Annotated in this window: 19 protein-coding genes and 1 tRNA gene; 12 read left to right on the top strand and 8 right to left on the bottom strand. The window is 72.3% G+C overall.

Annotated features, from left to right (window positions below):
• Nucleotides 1–168: 168 nt before the first annotated feature.
• Both AB0J86_RS38070 and AB0J86_RS38065 read right to left on the bottom strand, forming a co-directional pair.
• Nucleotides 169–1,461 (bottom strand): MFS transporter, encoded by a 1,293-nt coding sequence (locus tag AB0J86_RS38070; RefSeq protein WP_363863545.1) that lies wholly within the window; start codon nt 1,459–1,461, stop codon nt 169–171.
• Nucleotides 1,462–1,542: 81 nt separating this feature from the next.
• Complete coding sequence (locus AB0J86_RS38065; protein WP_363863543.1) at nt 1,543–4,764, bottom strand: efflux RND transporter permease subunit; 3,222 nt, start codon at nt 4,762–4,764, stop codon at nt 1,543–1,545.
• Between the two features lie 388 nt (nt 4,765–5,152).
• On the opposite strand from AB0J86_RS38065, the gene AB0J86_RS38060 reads away from it, so the two are divergent.
• From AB0J86_RS38060 to AB0J86_RS38045, 4 genes are read left to right on the top strand one after another with little or no spacing between them, the layout of a single operon-like run.
• Nucleotides 5,153–6,118 carry a metal ABC transporter substrate-binding protein gene (locus AB0J86_RS38060; RefSeq protein ID WP_363863540.1) on the top strand — a complete coding sequence of 322 codons (966 nt, stop codon included), beginning with the start codon at nt 5,153–5,155 and terminating at the stop codon, nt 6,116–6,118.
• Nucleotides 6,111–6,896, top strand: a complete 786-nt coding sequence (locus AB0J86_RS38055; RefSeq protein WP_363863537.1) for a metal ABC transporter ATP-binding protein — start codon at nt 6,111–6,113, stop codon at nt 6,894–6,896. The genes AB0J86_RS38060 and AB0J86_RS38055 overlap by 8 nt, the downstream gene beginning before the upstream one ends.
• Nucleotides 6,896–7,909, top strand: a complete 1,014-nt coding sequence (locus AB0J86_RS38050) for a metal ABC transporter permease (RefSeq protein WP_363863534.1) — start codon at nt 6,896–6,898, stop codon at nt 7,907–7,909. Before AB0J86_RS38055 ends, AB0J86_RS38050 begins: the two co-directional genes overlap by 1 nt.
• A complete protein-coding gene (locus AB0J86_RS38045) occupies nt 7,906–8,781 on the top strand; it encodes a metal ABC transporter permease (protein WP_363863531.1) in 876 nt (291 codons plus the stop codon). The genes AB0J86_RS38050 and AB0J86_RS38045 overlap by 4 nt, the downstream gene beginning before the upstream one ends.
• Before the next feature lie 59 nt (nt 8,782–8,840).
• Here AB0J86_RS38045 and thrC read toward each other — a convergent pair whose 3' ends face one another.
• The 4 genes from thrC to argS form a co-directional block, all read right to left on the bottom strand.
• Complete coding sequence (gene thrC / locus AB0J86_RS38040) at nt 8,841–9,890, bottom strand: threonine synthase (RefSeq protein WP_363863528.1); 1,050 nt, start codon at nt 9,888–9,890, stop codon at nt 8,841–8,843.
• 218 nt (nt 9,891–10,108) lie between these two features.
• Entirely contained in the window at nt 10,109–11,437 is a 1,329-nt protein-coding gene (locus AB0J86_RS38035) for a homoserine dehydrogenase (RefSeq protein ID WP_363863548.1), read from the bottom strand.
• An 8-nt stretch (nt 11,438–11,445) separates the two neighbouring features.
• The gene (gene lysA / locus AB0J86_RS38030; RefSeq protein WP_363863525.1) at nt 11,446–12,831 is read right to left on the bottom strand and encodes a diaminopimelate decarboxylase; all 1,386 of its coding nucleotides are present in this window, start codon (nt 12,829–12,831) and stop codon (nt 11,446–11,448) included.
• 2 nt (nt 12,832–12,833) lie between these two features.
• On the bottom strand, nt 12,834–14,498 hold the full coding sequence (gene argS / locus AB0J86_RS38025) for an arginine--tRNA ligase (RefSeq protein WP_363863522.1): 1,665 nt from the start codon (nt 14,496–14,498) through the stop codon (nt 12,834–12,836).
• Nucleotides 14,499–14,594: 96 nt separating this feature from the next.
• On the opposite strand from argS, the gene AB0J86_RS38020 reads away from it, so the two are divergent.
• From AB0J86_RS38020 to AB0J86_RS38005, 4 genes are all read left to right on the top strand, one after another.
• Entirely contained in the window at nt 14,595–15,437 is an 843-nt protein-coding gene (locus AB0J86_RS38020) for a DUF3105 domain-containing protein (RefSeq protein ID WP_363863520.1), read from the top strand.
• A gap of 36 nt (nt 15,438–15,473) precedes the next feature.
• Nucleotides 15,474–16,220, top strand: coding sequence for a DUF305 domain-containing protein (locus tag AB0J86_RS38015; RefSeq protein ID WP_363863517.1), 747 nt, complete (start codon nt 15,474–15,476; stop codon nt 16,218–16,220).
• Nucleotides 16,221–16,543: 323 nt separating this feature from the next.
• On the top strand, nt 16,544–17,233 hold the full coding sequence (locus tag AB0J86_RS38010; protein WP_363863514.1) for a winged helix-turn-helix domain-containing protein: 690 nt from the start codon (nt 16,544–16,546) through the stop codon (nt 17,231–17,233).
• A gap of 181 nt (nt 17,234–17,414) precedes the next feature.
• A tRNA-Arg gene (locus AB0J86_RS38005) sits at nt 17,415–17,486 on the top strand.
• Nucleotides 17,487–17,632: 146 nt separating this feature from the next.
• Here the strand turns inward: AB0J86_RS38005 and AB0J86_RS38000 are convergent.
• Nucleotides 17,633–18,274 (bottom strand): TetR/AcrR family transcriptional regulator, encoded by a 642-nt coding sequence (locus tag AB0J86_RS38000; protein WP_363863512.1) that lies wholly within the window; start codon nt 18,272–18,274, stop codon nt 17,633–17,635.
• A 73-nt stretch (nt 18,275–18,347) separates the two neighbouring features.
• Between AB0J86_RS38000 and AB0J86_RS37995 the strand changes: the two genes are divergently transcribed.
• Nucleotides 18,348–18,929, top strand: a complete 582-nt coding sequence (locus AB0J86_RS37995) for an NAD(P)H-dependent oxidoreductase (protein ID WP_363863509.1) — start codon at nt 18,348–18,350, stop codon at nt 18,927–18,929.
• Nucleotides 18,926–20,326, top strand: coding sequence for a DHA2 family efflux MFS transporter permease subunit (locus tag AB0J86_RS37990; RefSeq protein ID WP_363863506.1), 1,401 nt, complete (start codon nt 18,926–18,928; stop codon nt 20,324–20,326). The genes AB0J86_RS37995 and AB0J86_RS37990 overlap by 4 nt, the downstream gene beginning before the upstream one ends.
• A gap of 107 nt (nt 20,327–20,433) precedes the next feature.
• Here AB0J86_RS37990 and AB0J86_RS37985 read toward each other — a convergent pair whose 3' ends face one another.
• On the bottom strand, nt 20,434–20,886 hold the full coding sequence (locus tag AB0J86_RS37985) for a helix-turn-helix domain-containing protein (protein WP_363863503.1): 453 nt from the start codon (nt 20,884–20,886) through the stop codon (nt 20,434–20,436).
• Nucleotides 20,887–20,976: 90 nt separating this feature from the next.
• Between AB0J86_RS37985 and AB0J86_RS37980 the strand changes: the two genes are divergently transcribed.
• On the top strand, nt 20,977–21,573 hold the full coding sequence (locus tag AB0J86_RS37980; RefSeq protein ID WP_363863500.1) for a dihydrofolate reductase family protein: 597 nt from the start codon (nt 20,977–20,979) through the stop codon (nt 21,571–21,573).
• An 89-nt stretch (nt 21,574–21,662) separates the two neighbouring features.
• Nucleotides 21,663–22,046 (top strand): PPOX class F420-dependent oxidoreductase, encoded by a 384-nt coding sequence (locus tag AB0J86_RS37975; protein ID WP_363863497.1) that lies wholly within the window; start codon nt 21,663–21,665, stop codon nt 22,044–22,046.
• Nucleotides 22,047–22,164: the final 118 nt, after the last annotated feature.

The raw sequence follows: 22,164 nt of genomic DNA, 5'->3' as shown, positions 1-22,164 counted from the left end.
CAACGATTGCCACCGGCGGGGCGGCGTGGATCCGGTCGGCGACCAGGCGCAGCGCCGCCAGGGCGGCGCCCGCCGGCCCCGAGCGGCAGCCGGGCAGTATCGAGCGGCTGTCGGGCAGCGTCGGCCGGCAGTCGGGCAGCGTCGAGCGGCAGCCGGGTGGGGTCGGGTCTAGAGCGCCGGCTCCGTGGCCGGCCCGGTCTGCCCCGTCGGCCCGGTCTGCCCCGTCGGCCCGGTCGGCGTACCGGCGGCGCGGTCGGACTCGCCGAGCCGGCGGGTCGCGATGCGCCAGCCGATGGCGTACACCACCGTGACGAGGCCGCAGCCGGCCAGCACCACCCGCTGGTCCACGTGGTCGACGAGGGCGGCCACCACGAGCTGGCTGGCCGAGATGGCCAGGGTCGCCAGCATCATGTCCGTGGCGAAGACCCGGCCGCGCAGCCGGTCCGGCACCTCGCCCTGCAGGGCGTAGTTCGAGAGCACCCAGTTGCCGCCGCCCCCGAAGTGGGCGAGGAAGACCAGGACCAGCACCAGCGGGAACCAGCGCACCAGCGACACCCCGAGGTAGCCGAGGCCGTAGCCGGCCATGGAGAGCGCGAGCGCGGGCAGCAGCCAGGACCGGCGGGTCAGCACCCGGCGCATCAGGATCGGCCCGACGAGCGCGCCGGCCCCGCGTACCGCGAAGAGCAGGCCGGCGCCGACCGCGCCGACGCCGTACCCGGCGGCCAGCAGCGGGAAGACGGTCAGCACCCCGTTGCCGAGCCCGACCGCCGACTTGACGGTGACCAGGGCGAGCACCGACGGGCGGTGGCCGATGTAGCGCAGCGCCTCCGAGATCGCGCTCCAGGCCCGCTGGGTCGGCTCGGTCCCGTCGCGCGGCGCCTGTAGCGGGCGGCGGATCAGCGCGGCGAGCGTGGCGGCCAGGCAGAGGGCGACGGCGGCGATCCAGAAGCAGTCGTACGGGCCGACCGCGGCGCTCAGCACGCCACCGAGCGACGCGCCGACGACCGTCATGGTCCCCCAGGCGGAGCCGGCGACGGCGTTGGCGGCGGCCAGGTCCTCGGGGTCGACCACGTTCGGCAGCGCCGCCTGGGCGGCTGGGGAGTAGAACGCCTTGCCGACCGCGATGGTGCCGATCGCCACCAGCGCCAGCCAGGCCCCGGCCGGATGGCGCACGCCGAGCAGGAGCAGGACGCCGAGGAGCGCGGTCAGGTTCGCAACGATCATGATCTTCCGGCGGTCCACCCGGTCCGCGACCGTCCCGGTGTACGGCAGCAGCAGCGCGACTATGCCGGTGTCCGCGGCCAGCACCAGCGCACCCCAGACCCCGCTGCCGGTCAGCTTCGGCAGCAGCACCAGCAGCGGCACCATGACGAACCAGTCCGCGCCGAAGACGACCAGTTCGGCCAGGAAGAGGTTGCGGAAGTTCCGGTTACGCGTAAGGACCGAAAAGGAAGACGCCACGTACGGGCAGCCTACCCGGGCCGGTACGGCCGAGGCGCCCGGCGCGGGAAGTCCGCACCGGGCGCCTCGACGGAGGGCTGCCTACTCCTGCGGCGGCAGCGGGGACCTGCGGGTCCTCGGCAGCCGCAGCACCTCGAACTGGTCCGTACCGTCGACCAGCGCCCCGGACGGCGTTCCGGGGGCGGCCGGCGCGGCGCCCGCGGAGACCGTGGCGAACTCGCGCTCCCGCACCTCGTCGGTCCTCGACGCGGCCTCGGCACCACCCGAGCGGCCGGCCCGCCGTCGCCGGAACCGCTCCTTGGTGTTCTCCACCATCGTGTAGAGGGTCGGCACCAGCACCAGCGTCAGCAGCGTGGAGCTGATCAGACCGCCGATCACGACGACCGCGAGCGGCTGCGAGATGAAGCCGCCCTGGCCGGTCAGCCCCAGCGCCATCGGCAGCAGGGCGAAGATGGTGGCGATCGCGGTCATCAGGATCGGCCGCAACCGGCGTCGGCCGCCCTCGATCACCGCCTCCTGCACGCCCAGGCCCTGCTCCCGGTACTGGTTGATCAGGTCCATCAGCACGATCGCGTTGGTCACCACGATGCCGACCAGCATCAGCATGCCGATCAGGGCCGGTACGCCCATCGGCGTGCCCGTGGCCAGCAGCAGGCCGATCGCGCCGGTGGCCGCGAACGGGATGGAGACCAGCAGGATCAGCGGCTGGACCAGGCTCCGGAACGTCGCCACCATGATCACGAAGACGATCGCGATCGCCGCCAGTACCGCCAGCAGCAGGTCACCGAAGGCCTCCGCCTGGTCGGCGCTGACCCCGCCGATGGTCAGGCTCGCCCCGGGCACGTCGATCGCGTCGATCTTCTGCTGCAGGTCGCGGCTCGTCGCGCCGAGGTCGGAGCCGGTCGCGCTGCCGGTGACGGTGGCGCTGCGGTCGCCGTCGATCCGGGTGATGGAGATCGGGCCCTTCACCTCGTTGACGTCGGCGATGTCGTCGAGCTTCACCGGGCCGATCGGCAGCGCGCGCAGCGCGTCCACCGAGACCGGTCCGGGGCCGCCCCGGAACACCACGTTCTGCTGCTCGCCGCCGAGGTTGACCTTCCCGACCGGGCTGCCCCGGAACGCCTGGGCGACGATCTGTCCGACGGCCGCCTCGCTGAGGCCGTACCGCGCCGCCGCGCCCCGGTTCACCACCACGTCGACGCGGGGCACGCTGTCGGCCAGGCTGGTCTTGACGTCCTGGACGCCGGAGAGGCCGGCCATCGCGGCCCGCGCCTGCTCGGTCGCCTTGCTCAGTACCGCCGGGTCGGCCGCCTGGACGACCACCTCGAGCTGGCTGGCGCCCGTACTGTCGCCGCCGAAGCTGATCTCGCCGGCGCCGGAGAGTTTGTCCAGCTCGCCGCGGAGCGTCTCCTTCATCTTGGCCGCGTCGGTGTCGGCCGTGAGCCCCACGTTGAAGGTGGCCCGGGTGCTGCCGCCCCCGCCGGCCCAGGGCATGTCGCCCCCGCCCGCGCTGACCTGGTACGTCTCGATCCCGTCGGTACGGGCCAGCACGTCCTCGATCTTCTTGGCCGCCGCGTCGGTGGCCGCGAGGCTGGTGCCGGCCGGCATCTCCTGCTGGATGGTGAGGGTGTCCTGGCCGGAGTCGTCCAGGAAGTTGGTCTCCAACCGGGTGGAGAGCGCGAACGTGCCGACGAGCACCAGCAGGCCGATCGCCACCGTGGTCCAGCGGCGCCGGGTGGCGAACCCGATGACCGGCAGGTAGGCGCGCTGCATCGGGCTGCGCAGCTCCTTCTCCTCCGCGGCCCGCCGGACGGCCTCCTGGTCGCCGGTCGGCGGCTTGAGGAACCAGTACGCCAGGACCGGGATGACGGTCAGCGACACCAGGAGCGAGGCGAGCAGCGCCACCGTCACGGTGATCGCGAACGGCGCGAAGAGCTGCCCGACGAAGCCGCCCACGAGGGCGATCGGCGCGAAGACCGCGACCGTGGTGAGGGTGGAGGCGGTCACCGCGCCGGCCACCTCGCGTACGCCGTTGAGGATCGCGGTGCGCTTCTGCTCGCCGTACCCGAGGTGCCGTTTGATGTTCTCCAGCACCACGATCGAGTCGTCGACGACCCGGCCGACGGCGATGGTCAGCGCGCCGAGGGTGAGCAGGTTGAGCGAGTAGTCGCCGATCCAGAGCGCGATCAGCGCCACCAGCACCGAGAGCGGGATGGAGACCGCGGTGACCAGGGTGGAGCGCACCGAGAGCAGGAAGACCAGGATCACCAGTACGGCCATGACCAGGCCGAGCAGGCCCTCGGTGGTGAGGCTCTCGATCGACTTCTCGACGAACGGCGCCTGGTCGAAGACGACGGTGAGTTCGGCGCCGGAGGCCGAGCGCAGGTCGGCCAGCTTGTCGCGGATGTCGTGCGAGATCTGTACCGCGTTGCCGTCGGGGGTCGCGGTGACCGCGATGCCGAGGCTCGCCTTGCCGTTGGTCCGGGTGAAGCTGGTCGGGGCGGCGAGCTGCTGGGTGACCGTGGCGACATCGCCGAGCCGGACCGGCGGCGCCCCGGGGCGCGTCGGGTCGAGGTAGATGCCGCGCAGGTCGTCGAGGGTGGAGATCCGGGTACCGACCTGGACGGTCAGCGAGCGGTCGCCCTCGGTCAGCGCGCCAGCCGGGATGGTGACACCGTTGGCCTGCAGGGCCGCGCCGATCGCGGTGGGCGCGAGCCCGGAGCCGGCCAGCTTCGCCGGATCGGGGGTGATCACCACGACCTGGTCACGGGTGCCGGTCACCTCGACGGTGCGCACGCCCGAGATGCCCTGCAGCTCGGGTACCACCGTCGCCTGGAGCTTGGCCGCCAGGGCCCGCTCGTCACCGCCGCCCGAGGCGGCCAGCACGATGGCCGGCAGGTCGTCGGTGCTGCCGGCGAGGACCTGCGGGTCGACGCCCTCGGGCAGCTGGGCGTCGATCCGGTTGAGCGCCGTCTGCATCTTGTTGACGACGGCGTCGAGGTCGGTGCCGAACTCGTACTCCACCTGGACCGTGGCCAGGCCCTCGCGCGAGGTCGAGGTGACCTTGGTCAGGCCGGTGATGCCCTTGACGCTGTTCTCGATCGGTTCGGCGACCTGCGACTCGACGATCTCGGGTGCCGCGCCGGGGTAGCTGGCCATGATGAAGGCCGCCGGGAACTCCAGCGACGGCAGCAACTGCTGCTTGAGCGACGGTACGGCGAACAGACCGAAGCCGGTTATCACCACCGCGACGAGGGCCACGAGCCCTCTGTTGGCGAGGCTGAGTCTGGCGAGCAACGACATGAGCGGGCTCACTCCTGAGTGGATGGGTTGGCTCGGCAGGAAAAAGTCTGCCCGACGCGGGCAACCCGACCGCTGTCGGGGCCGGCCCGCGACCGTTGGTCGGCCGGGCTGTCACCGCACCGATCGACGCAGGTCACAGCGGCGGGACGACCGCCAATCGGCCGCCCGCATCGTGCGGGGCCGCCGCGCCCGGACGCAACCGCCCCTCAGCCCGCTCTCAGCCGCCCCCACCTCGTCGATCTAGGGCAAATCCACGTGATTGGAGATCAAGTAACGGCGATTCGCCCTAGATCGACGAGGCGGGATGCGCGGGGGGTGGGTGAGCTTATGAAAATGGGAACCATTACCGTCTGCGGAGACAGGCCCCCTTGAGCAGGCAGGAGTTACCGTGCACCGATCTCTTCGTACTCGTCGCGTCGGCGGCAGGGCGAGCGGCGTCGCCGCGCTCGTCGGGTTGCTGACCCTCGCCGGTTGCGGCTCGACCGGCGGACCGGACGGCGGCGGTACCGCCCCGAACGGTGACCGGCTCGCCGTGGTCGCCACCACCACACAGGTCGCCGACTTCGCCCGTACCGTCGGCGGCGACCACGTCACCGTCACGCAGATCCTCAAGCCCAACGTCGACCCGCACGACTACGAGCCGACCCCGGCCGATATCGCCGCCACCGGCGCCGCCCGGATCGTGGTGAAGAACGGCGTCGGGCTGGAACGCTGGCTCGACCCGATGATCGGCGCGGCGGGCTTCCACGGCACCGTCGTGGACACCAGCGCGGGCGTCGCCGTCCGCCAGGGCGAGGGCGACGAGGAGCAGGCCGGCGACCCGCACATCTGGCACGACCCGCGCAACGCCAAGACGATGGCGGGCAACATCGAGCAGGCGTTCGAGGCGGCCGACCCGGCCCACGCCGCCGACTACGCCCGCAACCTCGCCGCGTACGCCGGGCAGCTCGACCGGCTCGACGCCGACAGCCAGCGCAAGATCGATTCCTTGCCCGCCGAGCGCCGCAAGCTCGTCACCAACCACGACGCGTTCGGCTACTACGTCGACCGCTACCACCTGCGGTTCGTCGGCTCGATCATCCCGAGCTTCGACACCAGCGCCGAGCTGTCCGCCAAACAGGTCGACGAACTGACCGCCAAGATCAAGGCGACCGGGGTGACCGCCGTCTTCTCGGAGAGCTCCCTGCCCCCCAAGACCGCCGAGGCGATCGGCCGGCAGGCCGGCGTACGGGTCGTGGCCGGCGACGACGCCCTCTACGCGGACACGCTCGGACCGCGCGGCTCGGCCGGGGACACCTACCTGCGGGCCGAGGAGCACAACACCGACACCATCGTCGGGGCGCTCCGTGGCTGACGGGGAACGATCGGCCGGACCGGACCAGCCGGCGCTGTCGATCCGCCGGGCCAGCCTCGCCTACCCCGGCGGCGGACCCGTGCTCACCGGCGTCGACGGCAGCGTCGCACCCGGCGAGGCGGTGGCTCTGATCGGACCGAACGGCGGCGGCAAGTCCACCCTGATCAAGGGCCTGCTCGGGCTCGTACCGGTCGTCGCCGGGGAGATCACCGTGCTCGGGCGCTCGCCCGCCCGCGCCCGGCGCGACGTCGCGTACGTTCCGCAGGCCGACACCCTCGACCCGGACTTCCCCATCTCGGCCGCGCAGGTCGTGCTGACCGGGCGGTACCGGCGAATCGGCTGGCTGCGCCGCCCGGGGCGAACCGACCGTGCGATCGCCGGCGAGGCGCTCGACCGGGTCGGCCTCGCCCACCGGGCCCGTACCCGGTTCGGCGAACTCTCCGGCGGCCAGCGGCAGCGGGTGCTGCTGGCCCGCGCCATCGCCCAGCGCCCCCGGCTGCTCCTGCTCGACGAGCCGTTCAACGGCGTCGACGCGGTCAGCCAGCAGACCATCCTGGCGACGCTGGCGGAGTTCAAGCGCGCCGGTGCGGCCGTGGTGGTGAGCACCCACGACCTCACCGTCGCACATTTGAACTGCGAGAGCGTCTGCCTGGTCAACGGCTGCCAGTACGGCTTCGGCCCGACCGGGCGCACCCTCACCTCCCCCGGCCTGCGGGCCGCGTACGGCCAGCAGGCGGTCGAACTGCGCGGCGACCGGGTCATCGTGGCGGGTACCTGATGCGCGCCCTGCTCGTCACCCCGTTCACCGCCGGTTTCATGGCCCGCGCGCTCGCCGAACTGGTCCTGCTCGGCGTGCTCTCGGGCGTGGTCAGCACCTTCGTCCAGCTGCGCCGGCTGGGCTTCGTCGCCGACGCGCTGACCCACGCGGTCTTCCCCGGCGTGGTGGTCGGCTATCTGGCCGGCGGCGTCGGCGGGATCTTCCCCGGAGCCCTGGCCACCGCCGCGCTCGCCGCGGTCGGGCTCACGCTGCTCGTCCGCGGCGGTCGGCTCAGCGAGGACGCGGCGCTGGCCGTACTGCTCGCGGCGATGTTCTCGGTCGGGGTGATCCTCGTCTCCCGGCGCAGCTCGTACACGGCGGACCTGACCGCGTTCCTCTTCGGCCGGGTGCTGACGGTCAGCCCGGACCAGCTGGCGCTGACCGCGACGTTGGCGGCCGTCGTGCTCGCGGTGCTGGCCGGCTGCGCCAAGGAGCAGGTGTTCCGGGCGTTCGACCCGGTCGCCGCGGCCGCCGCCGGGTACCGGCTGCGCCTGCTCGACCTGGTGCTCAACCTCGCGGTCGCGCTGGTCGTGGTCGCGGCCGTCCAGGCGGTCGGCACCGTGCTCGTGATCGCGCTGCTGGTCGTACCGGCCGCCGCCGGACGGCTGGTCAGCGACCGGATCGCCGGCGTCACCGCGATCGGGGTGCTGCTCGCCGTGGTCTCCGGGTACCTCGGGCTGGTGGCCAGCTACGCCGCCTCGGTGACGTACGGCCTGCGGGTCACCTCGGCCGCCACCGTCGTGCTCGTCCTGGTAGCCGGTTACCTGCTCGCCCTCGCGCTGGGCGCGACCGCCCGCCGCCGGGACCGCCGCCGGGACCGCCGCCGGGACCAGGGTGGCGGCATGAGCTGGCGGCGAAGGCTCGGCGCCACCGCCCGCGATCGGTACCGTCGTCGGGACCGGGGTGGCGGCATGAGCTGGCGGCGAAGGCTCGGCGCCACCGCCCGCGATCGGTGCCGACGGGCGGCGGCATGAGCTGGCTGCGGGACGCGACCGACCGGGCGATGGTCGAGTCCGTCGTCGTCGGGACGCTGGCCGGGGCGATCGGGGTGCAGATCGTGCTGCGCCGGCTCGCCTTCTTCACCATGACGATGACCCACGCGACCTTCCCGGGCGTGGTGGCCGCCGCGGTGGTCGGGATCAACATCTACCTCGGCGGGGCACTGGTCGGCCTGCTGGTCACGCTCGCCGTCGTGGCGCTCGGGCGTCGGCGGGGCCAGGACCTCACCACCGCGACCGGGGTGCTGCTCTCGGCCGGCTTCGCCCTCGGGGTCGCGCTCGCCGCCGCCCAGCAGGGGTTCACCCGCAACCTCTCCGCGTACCTGGTCGGCGCGATCCTCACCGTCTCGGACGCCGACCTGGTCACCGGGGCGGCGGTCTGCGTGGTGGTGCTCGCCGTCCTCTTCGCCGCCGGCAAGGAGCTGCGCTTCGCCGGCTTCGACCCGGACGGCGCGCGGGCGGCCGGCTACCGCACGCGCCTGCTCGACCTGCTGCTGTTGCTGCTGGTCGAGGCGGTGGTCGTGGTGGTGATACCGGCGGTCGGCACGATCCTGGCGCTGGCCCTGCTGGTGGCGCCGGCCTCGGCCGCCCGCCTCTGGACCGACCGGCCCGGCCCGACCACCGGGCTCGCGGTCGCGTTCGGGGTCGCCAGCTCGGTCGCGGGGCTGGCGTTGAGCAGCCGGTACGACCTGGCGGCCGGCGCCACCATCTCGCTGGTCGCCACCGGGGTGTTGGGCGGGTCGCTGCTCGCCGCGCCGCGGCACGGCGTACTGGCCCGGCCGACCTCATTTCGTCGATCTAGGGCAAATCCGCGTGATTGGAGATCAACTAACGACGATTTGCCCTAGATCGACGGGGCGGGAGCGGGGGCAGGGCGGGGTAGGGGTGGGGTAGGGGTGGGGCGGGCTCAGCCGAGGTTGAGGGCCTGGGCGGCGGCGAGCACGTCGTTGCCGATGGTGGTCGGTACCGGGGCGGTGGAGATGGCCCACTCCGGGTCCTTGAGGCCGTGCCCGGTCACCGTGCAGACCACGGTCGAGCCGCGCGGCACCAGCCCCGCCTCCGCCTGCTGCCGCAGCCCGGCCACGCTGGCCGCGCTCCCCAGCTCCACGAAGACCCCGACCTCGCGGGCCAGCATCCGGTACGCGGCCAGGATCTCCCGGTCGGTCACCGCCGCGATCAGACCGCCGGACGCGTCGCGGGCGTCCAGGGCCCTGGTCCAGCTCGCCGGGTTGCCGATCCGGATGGCGGTGGCGATCGTCGACGGCTCCTCCACCACCTTGCCGGTGACGATCGGCGCGGCGCCGGCCGCCTGGAAGCCGAACATCTTGGGGCGTCGGGTGGCGTTGCCCGCCTCCGTCTCCTCCTGGTAGCCCAGCCAGTAGGCGCTGATGTTGCCGGCGTTGCCGACCGGCAGGCAGTGGATGTCGGGCGCGTCGCCGAGCGCCTCGACGATCTCGAACGCGGCGGTCTTCTGCCCGTGCAGCCGGTCGACGTTCACGGAGTTGACCAGGGCCACCGGGTAGTCCTGGGAGAGCTTGGAGGCGAGCGCGAGGCAGTCGTCGAAGTTGCCGTTGACCTGGAGCAGCTTCGCACCGTGCACCAGCGCCTGGGCCAGCTTGCCGAGCGCGATCTTGCCCTGCGGTACGAGCACCGCGCAGGTGATGCCGGCGCGGGCCGCGTACGCGGCGGCCGAGGCGCTGGTGTTGCCGGTGGAGGCGCAGATGATCGCCTTGTTGCCGGCCTCGACCGCCTTGGAGACGGCGAGCGTCATCCCGCGGTCCTTGAACGAGCCGGTCGGGTTGGCCCCCTCGACCTTGAGGTAGACGTCGCAGCCGAACCGGGCGGAGAGCACCGGCGCCGGCAGCAGCGGGGTGTTCCCCTCGTGCAGGGTGATCACCGGGGTGGCGTCACCGACCGGCAACCGGTCCCGGTACGCCTCGATCAAACCGCGCCACATGTCACCCTCCTCGTGCCCCGTGGTCTGTTCCGGCGGCACCGACCAGCGCCAGTATGTCCCGCTGCGGCGCCCAGGGTGACGCAGCGGGTACGGCGGGCCGCGCGCGGACCCCCCGGCACCCATCTGGCGGGACGCCGACCGGCTCGTCGGCGGTGCATCCCCGGCCGGCGGCGGTAGGTCCCCGCCCGTCGGCGGCGGCCCGTCCGGCGGGCGGCGTCCTACAGGCCGCCCTCGACCCGCAGCACGCTCGCGATCGACCGGACGATGTCGAGGCCGCGCAGCTCCTCCACGGTGGCGGCCAGGGCCGCGTCCGTGGCGGCGTGCGTCACGATGACCAGCACCGCGTCCACACCCCGGCCGCCCGGGTCGGCGGTCGGCGCGCCACCGGCCGCCGGCACCTGCCGGACGGTCGAGATCGACACGTCGTGCCGGGCGAAGACCCCCGCCACCGTGGCCAGTACGCCCGCCCGGTCGGCGACGTCGAGGCTGATGTGGTAGCGGGTGACCGCCTCACCCATCGGCCGGATCGGCAGCATGGCGTAGGCCGACTCGCTCGCGGCGCGTACCCCGGCGAGCCGGTTGCGGGCCACCGCCACGATGTCGCCGAGGACGGCGCTGGCGGTCGGGGCGCCGCCCGCGCCGCGGCCGTAGAACATGAGCTGACCGGCGGCGGATGCCTCCACGAAGACCGCGTTGAAGGCGTCGCCGACGCTGGCCAGCGGGTGCGAGACCGGGATCATCGCCGGGTGGACCCGGACGCTGACGGAGTCGACGCCGTGGGCGTCCGGGCCGCGCGACGCGATGCAGAGCAGCTTGATGGTGCAGCCCATGGCCTTGGCGCTGGCCACGTCGGCGGCGGTCACCTCGGTGATCCCCTCGCGGTGCACGTCCGCGGCGCTGACCCGGGTGTGGAACGCCAGCGAGGCGAGGATCGCGGCCTTCGCCGCCGCGTCGAAGCCCTCCACGTCGGCGGTGGGGTCGGCCTCGGCGTACCCGAGTTCGGTCGCCTCCTCCAGCGCCTCGGCGAAGCCGGCGCCGGAGGCGTCCATGGCGGAGAGGATGAAGTTCGTCGTGCCGTTGACGATGCCGGTGACCTGGTTGATCGTGTCGCCGTGCAGCGAGTCGCGCAGCGGGCGCAGCAGCGGGATGGCCCCCGCCACCGAGGCCTCGTAGTAGAGGTCCGCGCCGCCCTCGGCCGCCGCGTCGTGCAGCGCGCCGCCGTCCTCGGCGAGCAGCGCCTTGTTGGCGGTGACCACGCTCTTGCCCGCCCGCAGCGCCTCGACCAGCCAGCTCCGGGCCGGCTCGATGCCGCCGACCACCTCGACGACCACGTCGACGTCGTCGCGCTTGATCAGGCCGAGCGCGTCGGTGGTGAAGATCGCCGGGTCGACCGGCAGCGGACCCCGGTCCCGGCCCAGCCGGCGTACCGCGATGCCGGCCAGCTCCAGCGGGGCGCCCACCCGGGCGGCCAGGTCGTCCGCCTGCTCGTGCAGCAGGCGGACCACCGCTGTCCCGACCGTGCCACACCCCAGCAGCGCCAAGCGCACCGGCTTCGTCATCCCACATCCAATGCCAGCAGATCGTCTTCGGTCTCCCGCCGGACGATCACGCGCGCCTGACCGGCGCGGACCGCCACGACCGGCGGCCTCGGCACATGGTTGTAGTTGCTGGCCATGCTCCGGCAGTAGGCGCCGGTACCGGGGACGGCGAGAAGATCTCCGGGCTGCACGTCGGCGGGCAGGAATTCATCCTTCACTACGACATCCCCGGATTCACAATGCTTTCCCACCACCCGGGCAAGGATGGGCTCGGCGCCGGAGGCGCGAGAGGCGACGGTGGCCGAGTACGACGCCCCGTAGAGCGCGGTACGGATGTTGTCGCTCATGCCGCCGTCGACGCTCACGTAGGTCCGGATGCCGTCGACGTCCTTGACGGTGCCGATCTCGTACAGGGTGAAGACCGCGGGACCGACGATCGCCCGGCCGGGCTCGATCGAGAGCCGCGGCACGTCCAGCCGCAGCCCCTCGCACTCCCCCTCGACGATCTTGTGGAGCCGCTTCGACAGGTCGTGCGGCGGCGCCGGGTCGTCCTGCGTGGTGTACGCGATGCCGAAGCCGCCGCCGAGGTCCAGCTCGGGCAGTTCGACCCCGCGCGCGTCGCGGATCTGCGCCTGCAGGGCCAGCACCCGGCGGGCGGAGACCTCGAAGCCGCTGGTGTCGAAGATCTGGGAGCCGATGTGCGAGTGCAGCCCGCGCAGCTCCAGCACGCCCTCGTCGATAATCCGGGCCGCCGCCTCGAACGCCTTGCCGCCGGCGAGCGAGAACCCGAACTTCTGGTCCTCGTGGGCGGTGGCGATGAACTCGTGGGTGTGCGCCTCCACGCCGACCGTCACCCGGATCAGCACCCGGGGGCGTACCCCCCGCTCGCGGGCCAGGACGGTGAGCCGGTCGATCTCGTCGAACGAGTCGACGATGATCCGGCCGACCCCGACCTCGACCGCCCGGACCAGCTCCGCCGTCGACTTGTTGTTGCCGTGGAAGCCGATCCGCTCCGGCGGCATCCCGGCCGCCAGCGCCACGGCCAGCTCCCCGCCCGAGCAGACGTCGAGGTGGAGCCCCTCCTCGGCGATGATCCGCACCACGGCGCGGCAGATGAACGCCTTGCCCGCGTAGTAGATCTCCTCGTCCGGGAAGGCGGCCCGGAAGTCGCGGCAGCGGGACCGCAGGTCGTCCTCGTCGAGCACGTACACCGGCGTGCCGAACCGCTCGACCAGGTCGCGGACGTCGAGGCCCGCGACGACCAGGGCGCCGTCGGGGCCCCGCTCCACGTTGCGCGGCCAGAGCTGCGGTACCAGGGCGTTGACGTCCTCCGGGGTACGCAGCCACGCCGGCCCGCGCCCACCGAGCTCGCCGTGCAGTGCCCCCGCTTCGTGCGCTCGCACGATTACATCCTCTCCGGGGCGGAGACCCCGAGCAGGCCGAGACCGTTGGCGATCACCGTACGGGTGGCGTCGTTGAGCCAGAGCCGGGCCCGGTGCAGGTCGCCGGCCTCCTCGTCGCCGCGCGGCAGGATCCGGCAGCTGTCGTAGAACCGGTGGTACGTCTTGGCCAGCTCCTCCAGGTAGCGGGCCACCCGGTGCGGCTCGCGCAGCTCCGCGGCCGAGGCGACGGTGGCCGGGAACTCGCCCAGCTCCTTGAGCAGCTCGTGTTCCTTCTCGTGGTCGAGCAGCTCGGGGCGGAACGCCGCCGCGTCGCCCCGGTCGAGCCCCAGCTCGGCGGCGTTGCGCCCGACGCTGGCGGTACGGGCGGCGACGTACTGCACGTAGTAGACCGGGTTCTCGTTCTTGGCGCTGGTCCAGAGCTCCACGTCGATGTCGATCGGCGAGTCGCTGGAGTACCGCGCCAGCGCGTACCGGGCCGCGTCCACCCCGATCGCGTCGACCAGGTCCTCCAGCGTCACCACCGTGCCGGCGCGCTTGGACATCCGCACCGGCTGGCCCTCGCGGACCAGGTTGACCAGCTGCCCGATCAGGATCTCCAGGTTGCGGTTCGGGTCGTCGCCGAAGCAGGCCACCATGGCGCGCATCCGGCCGATGTAGCCGTGGTGGTCGGCGCCCAGCATGATCACGGCGCGGTCGAAGCCCCGTTCGCGCTTGTCCAGGTAGTACGCGCAGTCGGCGGCGAAGTAGGTCCATTCGCCGTTGGACTTGCGCAGCACCCGGTCCTTGTCGTCGCCGAAGTCGGTGGTGCGCAGCCAGGTCGCGCCGTCCGCCTCGTAGATGTGGCCCTGGGCGCGCAGCCGTTGCAGCGCCAGCTCCAGCTCGCCGCGCTCGTGCAGGTCCTTCTCGTTGAAGTACGTGTCGAAGTGGACCCCGAACTCCGCCAGCGAGGAGCGGATCTCGGCGAACATCAGCTGCACGCCCTCGACCCGGAAGACCTCCTGTGCCTGCTCGGCGGCGAGGTCGAGCACCTCGGGGTGGCCCGCGCGGACCTGCTCGGCGATCTCCGCGATGTACTGGCCGCCGTAGCCGTCCTCCGGCGCCGGCTCGCCCCTGGCGGCGGCGAGCAGCGACCGGGCGAACCGGTCGATCTGCGAGCCGGCGTCGTTGAAGTAGTACTCGGTGCCCACCTCGGCGCCGCTGAACCGGAGCAGCCGGGCCAGCGCGTCGCCGACGGCGGCCCAGCGGACGCCGCCGATGTGCACCGGGCCGGTCGGGTTGGCCGAGACGAATTCGAGGTTGAGCCGCTCACCGGCGAGCCGGTCGTTGCGGCCGTACTCCGGGCCGGCCTGGACCACGGCGAGGGCGAGCTGACCGGCGGCGGCCGCGTCCAGGCGGATGTTCAGGAACCCGGGGCCGGCGATCTCCACGGACTTGACGCCGGGGGCGCGGCCGAGCTGCTCGGCGAGGCCGGCGGCGAGCTCGCGCGGCGGCACGCCGGCCCGCTTGGCCAGCTGGAGGGCCAGGGTCGAGGCGTAGTCGCCGTGCTCCGGGTTGCGGGGTCGCTCGACCGTGGTCGTCTCCGGCAGCAGGGTGTGATCCAGCCCACGCTGCGCGAATACGGCGTGGGCGGCGGCGAGAACGACCTCAGCGAGTTTGGCGGGAGTCACCGAAACATGTTACCGGGGGTAGACTCGGTCACCCGGCGGCGACCCGGTCCGTTGAGCGGCCCGCCACTCCCTGACCGATCGACCTGACGAGGCACGATGAGTATCAGCACCCCGAGTGGCGAGCAGCGGAAACCGTCCGTGGTGAGCACGAGCGGCAAGAAACCGCCGGCCGGCGGCAAGCCCGCTTCGGGTGGCACGGGCGGCAAGCAGGGCACCGGCGCCAAGCGGCCGGCGGGCGCCGGCGGGCGGCCCGGCGGGGCCGGCGGCGGCAAGGGCCCGCGCAAGCCGATCACTCCGGTCAAGGTCACCTCCGGTCGCCCCTGGGGCGCCATCGGCCTCGTCGCGCTGGTCGGCGTGATCGCGGTCGGCATCATCGGCTACGGCGCCTACGCGGTGATCCAGGGCGCCAAGTCCTGGGAGGACAAGGCCGACGGCATCAGCGGCATCGTCAACTACCGCAAGAAGGACCCGAACCTGGTCAAGCCGGCCCAGCACCAGACCGGCTCGATCAAGTACGACATCCTCCCGCCGGTGGCCGGGCCGCACAACGCCGCCTGGCAGAACTGCATGGGCGACGTCTACGACGCGCCGATCGCCAACGAGCACGCGGTACACAGCCTGGAGCACGGCGCCGTCTGGATCACGTACCAGCCGAACCTGCCGGCCGACCAGGTCAGCAAGCTCGCCGAGAAGGTCCGCGGCAAGGAAAAGATGATGATGAGCCCGTTCGAGGGGCTCGACAAGCCGATCTCGCTCCAGGCCTGGGGCTACCAGCTCAAGGTCGACAACGCGGACGACTCGCGCATCGACGAGTTCATCAAGGACCTGCGGGTCAACGCCTCGGTCGAGGGCCCGACCATCAGCTGCGCCGAGGGCATCACCGCGACCGGCAACGCGCCGCGCGAGCTCCAGCCGCAGCAGCAGATGCCGAACCAGTGACGACCGGCTCGTGAGCATCGGAAGGAACCGCAGCTGATGGCCACCCCCACCGCCGCCGACTCCACCGCCGCCGAGTTCCCGGCGGCGGACGACGGCCCGGAGACCGACGGCCCGGAGACCGGCGACGGTCCCGGGCCGGGCGGTGGGGAACCGCCGGCCGCCGACGGCGAGCTGCATCCCTCGCCCGCGCGCCGGTTCGGCACGCTCGGCCTGGCGCTCGCCGTCCTGGTCGGGCTCCTGCTCGGGTACGCGGGTGGCCTGCTCACGCCGCACTTCACCCGGCCAGCCGACGACTCGGTGGAGGCCGGCTTCGCCCGCGACATGACCACCCACCACGCGCAGGCGGTGGAGATGGGCATGATCGCGTTCCGGGCCGCCAGCGACCCCGAGGTACGCCAGATCGCCGGCGACATCGCCACCGGGCAGCAGGGCGACATCGGCATCATGCAGGCGTGGCTGCGCTCCTGGGGACTCGGCCCGAACAGCTCGCAGCCGCCGATGGCGTGGATGCCCGACGGGGCGGGCCTGGTCAAGGACGGGCTGATGCCCGGCATGGCCACCCCGCAGCAGTTGGCGCAGCTGCGCGCGGCACAGGGGGTCGACGTCGACCGGCTCTTCCTCAAGCTCATGATCAACCACCACCTCGGCGGCATCCACATGGTCGACGCGGTACTGGCGGAGACACACGACGACGACGTCATCGAGACGGCGAAGATCATGAAGAACACCCAGCAGACCGATCTGGCCAACCTCCAGGCCGCACAGAAGCGCCTGGGCGGCTGATCGCGCACGCTCCGCAGGTAGGCCCGCCACGAGTGGCGGGCCTACCTGCTTTTCAGGGTCCGCCCGGCTGGGTCCCACCCTGCCCCACCCTGCCCGGTCCTGCCCGGTCCTGCTCGGTCCCCGGCTCGGCCCCGGCTCGGCCCCGCCGAGATCTTGGCGCGTAGTGGCCCCTGGAGGGGCCTTCTCGCGCCAAGATCCGCAGGTGGGCCGGCGCGCAGGCGCGGCTTCTGCGAGGTTTGCGCACTATGGGCGGCTGTTCGCTTTGGGGACTTTTTCTCCGTGAATATCGCGACCAGGCATGATCTGGGCTCGTTGTCGTAGACGTGGGGGTTGCACTGAGAGACGCGCGGCGCTCGGTGACCAGCTGGTGCCGGCGCCACACCATCGGCGGTGACGGGGCGGTGGCTGCCGCCCGTCGCGGACAGCGCTCCGGCGGGCGGCAGCAGGCGCTCAGCCGCGACCAGGAGCTGGAGCTGATCGACGTACTCCGGGGGCGCTATCCGGACGAGTACGGCCTGGAGGACGAGCTCTGGACCCGGCAGAGCCTCGCCGCGATGATCGAGCGGCGGTACCAGCTCGCGCTGGAGGCGGCCGACGTCGGGGCGTACATGACGGCCTGGGGGCTGCGGGAACGCGAACCACGGGAGCGGGCCTGCGGGCTCTGCGTGGACGCGGTCGACCGGTGGATGGAGCAGGAGTACCCGACGATCACGAAATCGGCCCAGGAGCACCGCGCCGAGGTCTACTGGATCGGCCGTACCCGCCTGCACGGGGTCGTACCGGCGGCGGACGTGCTCTCCGCCGTCTCCGCCCGCGGCCGGGTACGGTTCACGATCGCCACGCCGTCGGTGGACCCGCCCCTGCCCCGCGAGTTCCTGCTGCGGCTCAGCGGCGCCGACGGGCGTACCGCCCACGTGATCGTGGACGGCTCCTGGCCCAGCGCCGCCTGGCCCCGCCGACTGCCGCCGCGCATCGTGCTGCACCCGCTGCCGAGCTGCGGTCGCGGCGCCTGACCGGCACCCCGGCCCGGGGCGACCAGACCCGCCCGCGCCGCGGCCCTGGCCCGGCCGCCCCGGGCCGCCCGGTGGCACGCGAGGCTCCGCCGGCCACGCGATTCGCCGCGACACCGGACGGCCGGGGGGATACCGGTTCGGCTTCGGGGCGGCACTCCTGCTACAGTTCCTGAGTCGCTGAGCCCCCGTAGCTCAGGGGATAGAGCACCGCCCTCCGGAGGCGGGGGCGCAGGTTCGAATCCTGCCGGGGGCACGTCACAGAACCGTTCAGTACCAAGCGCACGACGAGCCCCGACAAGCCTGATCTGGCCTGTCGGGGCTCGTTCGTGTCCGCGATCGTGACGGTTTCGCCGGTCGTAGGCGGATGAGCGGAGGTGGCCGGTCGGCATCCGCCACGCGTCAGGCCAGCGTTTGGTAGCCGTACAGGAAGCCGCGTACTCCTTCGCTGATCATCATCGTGATCTCGTCATCGGTGAGGGGACGCTCGACGGCGGCGTTCGTGCTTTCGACCGTGGCCAACGCGGTGAGATGCAGGGCCATGCGGCTCGGGTTGGCGGCGCGCAGCTCACCCTGGTCGACGAGCGCCTGGAGGCGGCGGGCGACTTCGGCCTGGACGCGTAGCGGGCCGGCCTGCTGCCAGGCGTCGAGCAGGGGGCGTGGAAAGTGTCGCCCCTCGGCGTTGATCTGCTGGACCAGCGCAAAGTGGTCTGGGAAGTCGAGCCGGTGAGCTACCAGCGCCCGGCCGATGGCGATCAACTGGTCTTCCAGTCCGGTTGCGCCGTGCAGCCCCGCCGCCACGTACTCGCAGAACGCGTCGGCGACGCGGGTGGCGCTCTGCTGCAGCACGAAGGAGAACAGTTCCTCCTTGCTGCTGAAGTGCTTGTAGAGGGTACGCGTGGAAACGGCGGCCTCCCGGGCGATGGCGTCCATCGTCGTGCGCGCGTACCCGTCGCGGCCGAAGACCGCACGGGCCGCGTGGACGATGGCGTCGTGTTTGCTGGGCCGCCCGCGGCCGGCGATCCGCTGTGACGTCTCCGACATGTTCTCCCTCTGCGGACAAGCGTGCGATAATTTCTGCCGTACACGTTTTACTTTACATCAGTGGGAGGCATCCATGGCTCAGGCGCTCCGGCTCGCGGTCATCCTCGGCAGCGTCCGACCAGGCCGCAAGGCCGAGGCCGTCGGGCGGTGGGTCCACCGCCGCGCCCGCCGACGGGACGGCATCGCTGTCGAGCTTGTCGACGTCGCCGCGCACCAGCTACCGGTACTCGACGAACCGCTGCCCGCGGCCTACGGTCGCTACGAACGGCCGCACACCAAGGCGTGGTCGGAAACCATCGCGTCCTTCGACGGGTACGTCTTCGTGACGCCCGAATACAACCGCTCCATCCCCGGACCACTGAAGAACGCGATCGACTACCTGTACGGGGAGTGGCACGACAAGGCCGCGGGTTTCGTCAGCTACGGCATCGACGCAGCCGGCACCCGAGCGGTCGAGCACCTGCGAGTCGTGATGAGCGAGCTGCGGATCGCCGACGTGCGGGCGCAGGTGGCCTTGTCGTTGTCCGCCGACTTCGACGGCGACACCTTCAGGCCCCTACCCCACCGGGACCGCGAACTGGATGTCCTGCTCGACCAGCTCACCACCTGGAGCCGCGCGCTGCGGACCGTCCGCCGTGGGCAGGACGTCCAGTGACCACACAGGTGCGCGCCTCCGCACGCGACGAGGCGATCCCCTGGCAGGTGTGGCGACTCGCCCTGGTAATAGCGTTCGGCGCGTTCATCGGCCAACTCGACACGTCGATCGTCAACGTCGGCCTCGACACCATCGCCACCGACCTGGGCGCCGGCCTCGGCGAAGCTCAGTGGGTCGCCAACGGATACCTCATCGCTCTCGGCGTGTCGCTGCCCGCCAGCGGATGGCTTGGACGCCGCTTCGGTGTCGGCCGGGTGTGGATGGCCTCACTGGCCGCCTTCGCCGTGGCGTCCGCACTGTGTGCCCTCGCCGACAACGTGTGGTGGCTGGTCGCGGCACGGGTGCTCCAGGGGCTCAGCGCCGGAGTGCTGGTGCCTGCCGGGCAGACCGTGCTCGGCCAGGCGGTCGGCCCGCACCGCCTGGGCCGGGTCATGGCCACCCTCGGTATCGCCGTGACCCTGGGGCCGGTGCTCGGCCCGGTGCTCGGTGGACTGATCGTGCACGCCGGATCCTGGCCCTGGCTGTTCCTGGTGAACCTGCCGCTCGGCGGACTCGGGCTCTGGCTGGGCTGGCGGTACGTGCCGCGCGACCGGACGGACGACCGTCCCGGCCGCCTGGACTGGCCGGGCCTGCTGCTGGTCAGTGTCGGCGTCCCGCTGCTGGTTTACGGCCTCACCGTGGCGGGCGAGCGGGGCAGCATCGCGGCACCCGAGACACTTGCCCCCGTGCTGGTGGGGCTCGTCGCGCTCGCCGCGTTCGCCGGGCACACCCGCCGCGCCGCCCACCCGATACTCAACCTACGGCTGTTCGCCAGCCGCGCGTACGCCGCAGCGACCGTGACCACCGCGGTCACCGGCGCCATCATGTTCGGCGCGACGCTGCTGTTCCCGCTGTACTTCCAGATCGGCCGAAACACCAGCGTGATCGGGACCGGCCTGACACTGATACCACTCGGCCTCGGCACCGCCCTGCTACTACCCCTCAGCGGGCGGCTCGTTGACCGGTTCGGCGGCGGCGTGGTGAGCCTGTACGGCATGCTCGCCGCAGCCGCCACCACCGCGCCGTTCGCGATCGCCGGCACCAACCTGCCCGAACCACTGGTGCTCGCCCTGCTGCTACTGCGCGGCATGGCCCTCGCGGTCGCGGTCGTGCCGCCGGGAATCTCCGCCTACCAGGCAGTCACCCCACAACAGCTTCCAGACGCCACCACCCAGGTCAACATCCTGCAACGGGTCGGCGGGGCACTCGGCGGCGCCGCTCTCACCGTCGTGCTCGCCCACGAACTGCCCGGCGGAGTAAACGCGGCCTTCCAGACCGCCTTCTCGTGGCTCACCGTCGCCTCGATCCTGGGTCTCGCCAGCGCGGCCTGGCTCACCCTCGCCGAACGTCGGAGCTGACCCTAGGGTCAGCCTCAGGTCAGACACACCGTTGAGGTGACTGGCGAGCGCAGGGTTGTCTCCGTCGACGGCCCGCGCCGGATGATCCACGGTAGGCGGCGACCGCTTCACCGGGCCGCGCCCGGCCCGGGTAGCAGGTCCACGTCGCGGGCGTGCATCGGCTCGCCGCAGTGGGCGCAGCGCAGATCGACGTGGCTGACCTCGCCACAGGCGTGGTGGCGGTACAGCACCGGCGGGCCGGCCGCACCGGCGAGCCACCTGTCGCCCCAGCCGACCATCACCATCAACAGGTCGACGAGTTCGGCGCCCTTCTCGGTCAGGACGTACTCGAACCGGGGTCGCTGGTCGTAGGGCCGGCGTTCGAGCACCCCGTGCGCGACGAGGTGGTTCAGCCGCTCGGTCAGGACCTTGCGCGAGATGCCGAGGTCCGCCTGGATCTGCTCGAACCGGGTGAACCCGGCGTACACGTCCCGCAGGACTAGCGGCGACCAGGGTTCGCCGATCACGTCCAGCGTACGGGCGATCGAGCAGGCCATTTCGGCGAAGTTCGTGCGCTGCATGGGATCAGTCTAGCAGTCGGGGTTCCCTTAAGGAACTTAGACTGCTACGGTCATGGAGTCTCTTGAAGGAACTAAGGACGGGGTACGGGCATGAGCAGAGTGATCGTCGGGCTGTCGGTCTCGGTCGACGGATACATCACCGGTCGTAACCCCGGCGCCGGGCGCGGGCTCGGCGACGCGTCGATGCTGTTCGACTGGTACTTCGACGGCGACACGCCCAGCCAGGTCTTCGACGGGTTCCGGTTGAGCGCGCCCAGCGCCCGGGTCTTCGACGCCCTCGCCGGCCGCGTCGGCGCCAGCCTGGCCGGCCGCAACACCTACGACGACTCCGGGTGGATCAACGGCGGGACCCCGCACCCGGAGGCGCCGCTGTTCGTGCTCAGCCACCGGCCGGTGCCCGGCATGGGCGACGACCGGCAGACGCTGATCACCACCGGAATCGAGGACGCGGTCGCGGCCGCGCGGGCCGCCGCCGGCGACAGGGACGTCGCCCTCATGGGCGGGGGCGTCACCACCGCCGCCCTGGCGGCGGGCCTCGTCGACGAGGTGATCCTGCACCAGGTGCCGATCCTGCTCGGCGGCGGTCGGCCCTTCTTCCAGTCGCTCCCGGAGCACGTGCGGCTCCGCCTCGTCGAGGCCGTCCCGGCGCCGGGCGTGACCCACCTCCACTACGAGGTGCTCCGCTGATCCTCGCCAGCCCCGGCCACCCCGCCGAGTTGACGATCCCGCCGGGCCGGCAACCCCGCCGAGCCGACGACCCGCCGAAAGGAAAAGACATGCTCGACCCCGACGTACGCCGCGTACTCGACGGCACCTCGATCGCCCACCTCGCCACCGTCCTGCCGGACGGCTCGCCCCACGCCGTTCCCCTCTGGGTCGGCACCCACGGCGACCGGATCGTCTTCCTCACCGGGCCGGCCTCGCGCAAGGCCCGCAACCTGCGCCGCGACCCCCGGGTGGCGCTCTCCATCGCGCCGGCCGACAACCCGTTCGAACCCGTCGTGATCCGCGGGCGGGTGGTCGAATGGCTCGACGGCGACGCGGCGTGGCAGATCGTCGACCAGTTGTCCACGAAGTACATCGGGGTGCCCTACTCCCGGGAACAGGAGCGCGTGGTGGCCGTGATCGAGCCCGAACGGCAGACCGTCGGGGTCAGCTGAGCAGCCGGTACCCGTGGGTGTGTGGCGGCCCGGCGCCGGGCCGGCACCCCCCGAGACCGGCCCCCGCGCGGGGGCGGAAAATAAAGAAAACGAGAGGGAGTGTAACAGGATTGGTTGG

It is taken from the genome of Micromonospora sp. NPDC049559 (genome assembly GCF_040676675.1).
In the GTDB taxonomy this organism is placed as follows: Bacteria; Actinomycetota; Actinomycetes; order Mycobacteriales; family Micromonosporaceae; genus JBFAPK01.
The sequence above is the reverse complement of the archived record's forward strand: the minus strand, read 5'-3'. Positions and strand labels throughout refer to the sequence as shown.